The 3,984-nt window shown below is 56.3% G+C and carries 5 protein-coding genes; 3 read left to right on the forward strand and 2 right to left on the reverse strand.

The window, feature by feature from the left end; all coding sequences use genetic code 11:
* The first annotated feature begins 53 nt into the window (after positions 1-53).
* Positions 54-254 carry a hypothetical protein gene (locus V5A26_RS11190; RefSeq protein WP_332322536.1) on the forward strand — a complete coding sequence of 67 codons (201 nt, stop codon included), beginning with the start codon at positions 54-56 and terminating at the stop codon, positions 252-254.
* A 191-nt stretch (positions 255-445) separates the two neighbouring features.
* Positions 446-988, forward strand: a complete 543-nt coding sequence (locus V5A26_RS11195) for a twin-arginine translocation signal domain-containing protein (RefSeq protein WP_332321995.1) — start codon at positions 446-448, stop codon at positions 986-988.
* Positions 989-1,024: 36 nt separating this feature from the next.
* Here V5A26_RS11195 and V5A26_RS11200 read toward each other — a convergent pair whose 3' ends face one another.
* On the reverse strand, positions 1,025-1,798 hold the full coding sequence (locus V5A26_RS11200; protein WP_332321994.1) for a UbiA family prenyltransferase: 774 nt from the start codon (positions 1,796-1,798) through the stop codon (positions 1,025-1,027).
* A gap of 110 nt (positions 1,799-1,908) precedes the next feature.
* Complete coding sequence (locus V5A26_RS11205; protein WP_332321993.1) at positions 1,909-3,576, reverse strand: histidine kinase N-terminal 7TM domain-containing protein; 1,668 nt, start codon at positions 3,574-3,576, stop codon at positions 1,909-1,911.
* 97 nt (positions 3,577-3,673) lie between these two features.
* On the opposite strand from V5A26_RS11205, the gene V5A26_RS11210 reads away from it, so the two are divergent.
* Positions 3,674-3,984 (forward strand): aminotransferase class IV (locus tag V5A26_RS11210; RefSeq protein WP_332322537.1); only part of this gene is annotated, 311 nt, incomplete at its 3' end.

The raw sequence follows: 3,984 nt of genomic DNA on the forward strand, positions 1-3,984 counted from the left end.
GAACTTCGCCGGGTGCACATGACTTAATTGGCTGGCCACCGATCATATCGATAATGAGTGACTCCGTGACCGAGTCGGCCCCGCTGTCGGGACCGACGGTGCAGACGATTGGGGGTGCGGTGCTGGCTCTGGCCCTGGCCGTCTCACTGGCGGCATTCAGCACCGGGGACTTCGTCACCGGCGGTGCCGTGTTGCTATACATTCCTGTCGGGATCATCTTATTTCTCACCGGCCGGAAGGACGAATTGGTGTAATCAAACCGAAACGAAATCGGATGAGTGCACTCAGTTGTGAAACGCCGCGGAATATCGTGGGTCCTGGCGCCGACAGCGACTTCACGTTATGTTACGGGTACCCATTGGACGATTGCGAACCACTGATATCGTCTGACTGGCGTCATATCTACCATTAGTAATTAAATAGGAGCGGGTATTCTTGACGTGTGATGTCGCATATTCCGGACTGGTCGAGTCCGCTCGACACGGAGGGTACTGGGGAATCGGGGCTGAACCTCTCTCGTCGGCGTCTGTTGAAGGGGACAGCTGTGGCCGGGGCAGTTGCGCTCGGTTCGGGAACGGCTGCAGCAGCGAAGCCGGACGAACCGGGTGGTGAAGGTGGACAGGGCGGGCAGGCGGTGGTTGCGAAAGAAGACTACTTTGACAAATCCTTCGAAATTCTGGAATGGACCGAGCCAATGTCAGTTCCCGATGGGGATGGTGGGACGATTGACCTCCCTTATAGTGTGGAGACGTTCACTTGTGAACGACCCGGGAAGGGAATCACTCTGGTCGGCTGGCGCTTCCGATATTTAGACGATCTCCCATACAAACCCGACGAAGAAAACCCAGATTTCAGGGTGATGTACACCCGTGACAATCGAATCGATACGACTGTCAATTACGAATGGTCTTCGGGGGGCCTAACGTGTCTGGAATCGGATGTGACGTACCTCCAGAAGGGATACGTCGCCGGCGAGTCACGACAATAACATCGGTTTGGCCCACCAGAGAGCCGGGACACGGACCTACTCGTTCACCCGCGTTGCTTCTCGGTCAGTGAGCGTTCGGAACGCTCTGAGCAAGCCGAGAATTCCGACCGTCAGTGTTGCAGGGACCAGCCCGGACGTAACATAAAAGATCAGCACGCCGATTGATTTCAACGCCGTGAAGACAATCGTCCCCAGTTTCCAGCCGAGATACCCGGCTAATGTGTTTTTGTTCGCTTTTGAATCGCCGAAGCGGTCCTTGATGTTTCGGGATTCCACTCCCGCACCGGTGATGAGAAGCCACGCGAGAAAGGGAAACACAAGGGCCTGACTGAGGCGCTGTCCCGTGGAAATGACGACTGTGAAAAGAATAACGTACGACCAGGTGGCCCCGACCGCAAGCGAGTCAAAGGTCGGATGTCGTTTGAGGTGATTGTAAAGGCCCAACACGACCAGCGGAAGTTGCCCACCGGCGATGTACCACAGTCCAGTGCTCGGGTTTTGTGCCACGAGCCAGACCAACAGCGTTTCGTAGCCGAGCAGGGCGAGGCGGTCAGTGATCAGAAGTTGTCGCTGGTACCGGCGAACGAGCACCGTTCGATGCGGGTGATTGAGAGGGTCCTCTGGCCCGACGGCGCGCCGCTCCTCGACGTAGACGAAATAGATGAGGAGGGATGGCAGCAGAAATCCCAGCCCCACCGCTTCGAGCGGGAGCGACAGCGCCAGTGCCGTTACCACCACCATAAGGATGGCACTGAAAACGAGCCAGATGTTCAATTTCAAGAAGAGATAGCGAATATCTCGGAGTGTCATATCCCAATCGGGTTATAGTAACCGAACACTATACCAACTCCGGCCCGTAACACGGACTGGTAACACGGCCTCATTCAGGTCACCTGATATGGGAGGTATCCTTTAATTGTTCAGGCTCTCCGATCCGCTATCGCTAATCGAATGCCGATCCGGGTCCCCTGCTCGTCTTGCTCTACGAGTAGTTCACCTCCCGAACGGGACACGATCCACTGGACCAGCCAGAGACCGATCCCGGAACTGTGCTCGAGGTCGGTCTCCTCTTTGGCTTCGAGCACGTCGATCTCTTCTTCGGGAAGTCCCGGACCGTTGTCTTCGACGATAAGTGTCACGTCGGTCTCCTCGAGTTCCGTGGTGAGACTCACCTTCGGATCTCCAGGACCTGTATGGTGGCTTATTGCGTTGTCGATCAACTCCCGGATCGCCAGCTGAAACTCGGGATGAACAGTGACCCTCACGTCTGCCACGTCAATCGTGAGGGACGTGGCTGGCTCTACCTGGAGACGCTTTCGGACGGCCTGGACCTCGGCGGCAAGTGAGCGTTTGACCGTTTTGCCACTGGTGATCACCCGTTCGATCTGTCGAACTTTTTCGGCGTGAGCGACCACCTTCTCGGCTTTCTCGCCGATCTGGTCCGCCCAATTGCTGATCTCTTCGTCCGCGGATTTATCTTGGATAAATTTTGCATACCCGGCGATAACGTTGAGGTCGTTCCGGATGTTGTGCCGGAGCACGCGGGTGAGGATCTGTTTGAACAAGTCTAACTCCTCTTTCCGTTCTTTCAGGGCGGTGATCTCGTTGAGGACGACCAACTCTCCTTCGAGCCCACGTCCGTATTCGATGCCGGAGGTCTGCTTTGCGAAGATCCGTGCCCGATCCTCGCGTTGGATGCGAACGGTTGGCCTCTCTTCGTCTTCGGTCTCGGCTTCGTGGGGTGCTAAAACCGCATCGATCGACCGGCCGATTGTCTCGCTGCCGAAGATACCGATCGCAATCGTATTGGCATCGATAATCAGCCCTTTCGGATCCACGACGAAGATCGCTTCTGAGACGTCCTCGAATGTCTGTTCCCGTGCGATGGGGCCGAGTTTCAGCAGGCCACCCTGATGAATCGAAATTGCAAAGGCCAGTCCTGACAGCGAAAAGACCACCGGGGTCGGGTCGAAGTAAATCGGGACCTGTCTAGTTACTTTCACAAGCGTTGCCAGGACTAGCACTGACAGAAACGCAAGGACGTATAGGGTCTGTCGCCGGTGGGTCCCCTTCGATCGCATGACCTCGCCAACGAACATACCCGCCCCAAGAAAGACCAGAACGTATCCATACACTTTCGTAACGGCGATTTTGATCGGCCCGCCGAATTTAGGGAAGGAGAGGTATCCGTTCGGGTCGACGGTGTAGGCCTCAGTGAACACCAGGTTCCGTGGGTTGAACCAGGACAGGACGAACAGTCCCAGGACGGGCGCGTACAGTATCGCTATCGTCTGCCACGAAACGATCTTTTTGAAGACGTATTCGTAGGCGGCCAGGAACATGCTGACTGAGGCCGCTGGGATGAGGGCCCAAAAGAAGTTCCCGAGGGCAAGGGTCACGCCCGTGTGAGAGATGAGGGTAAACGTTGCAAAGATCATTGCCCAAGCGCCGCCGATCCCCATTGCAACGATAAACCAGATAACTCCCGGCTTGAATCGTTCCTCCCAGAGTAGGATGATGTTCGTAATTGCTGGCACCACTCCTAGATACATAAAAGCGACAGCGAGCTCGGGAGTGGGCCATTCCATTTACTGTAAGTTGCGTCCATACCACTATACCATTTGTGTAAGTGGCTGACCCGCACGTGGTAACGGTTTTATGGTGGTCGCCGCGATACCACTCGGTATGTCTGGATTCGATGAGATGGACGTCGAGACCATCTGGATGGACGGGGACTATGTGGACTGGGAGGACGCCACGGTTCACGTCCTCACCCACGCATTGCACTATGGGACCGGCATTTTCGAAGGGGCGAGGGCCTACGACACGGCCGACGGGACAGCGATTTTCCGCTGGGATGCCCATCTCGACCGACTGTTTGACTCCGCGAAACCCTACGAACTCGAGATCCCGTTCTCCCGAGACGAACTCACCGACGCGACACTCGAACTCCTCCGCCGGAACGAGTTGCAGTCGGCCTACATCCGCCCGCTCGT

It is taken from the genome of Halodesulfurarchaeum sp. (assembly GCF_036626455.1).
In the GTDB taxonomy this organism is placed as follows: Archaea; Halobacteriota; Halobacteria; order Halobacteriales; family Halobacteriaceae; genus Halodesulfurarchaeum.

Coding starts and splice junctions, on each gene's coding strand:
- V5A26_RS11195 (WP_332321995.1), top strand. CDS start 446: ATGTCGCATATTCCGGACTGGTCGAGTCCGCTCGACACGGAGGGTACT.
- V5A26_RS11190 (WP_332322536.1), top strand. CDS start 54: ATGAGTGACTCCGTGACCGAGTCGGCCCCGCTGTCGGGACCGACGGTG.
- V5A26_RS11200 (WP_332321994.1), bottom strand. CDS start 1,798: ATGACACTCCGAGATATTCGCTATCTCTTCTTGAAATTGAACATCTGG.
- V5A26_RS11205 (WP_332321993.1), bottom strand. CDS start 3,576: ATGGAATGGCCCACTCCCGAGCTCGCTGTCGCTTTTATGTATCTAGGA.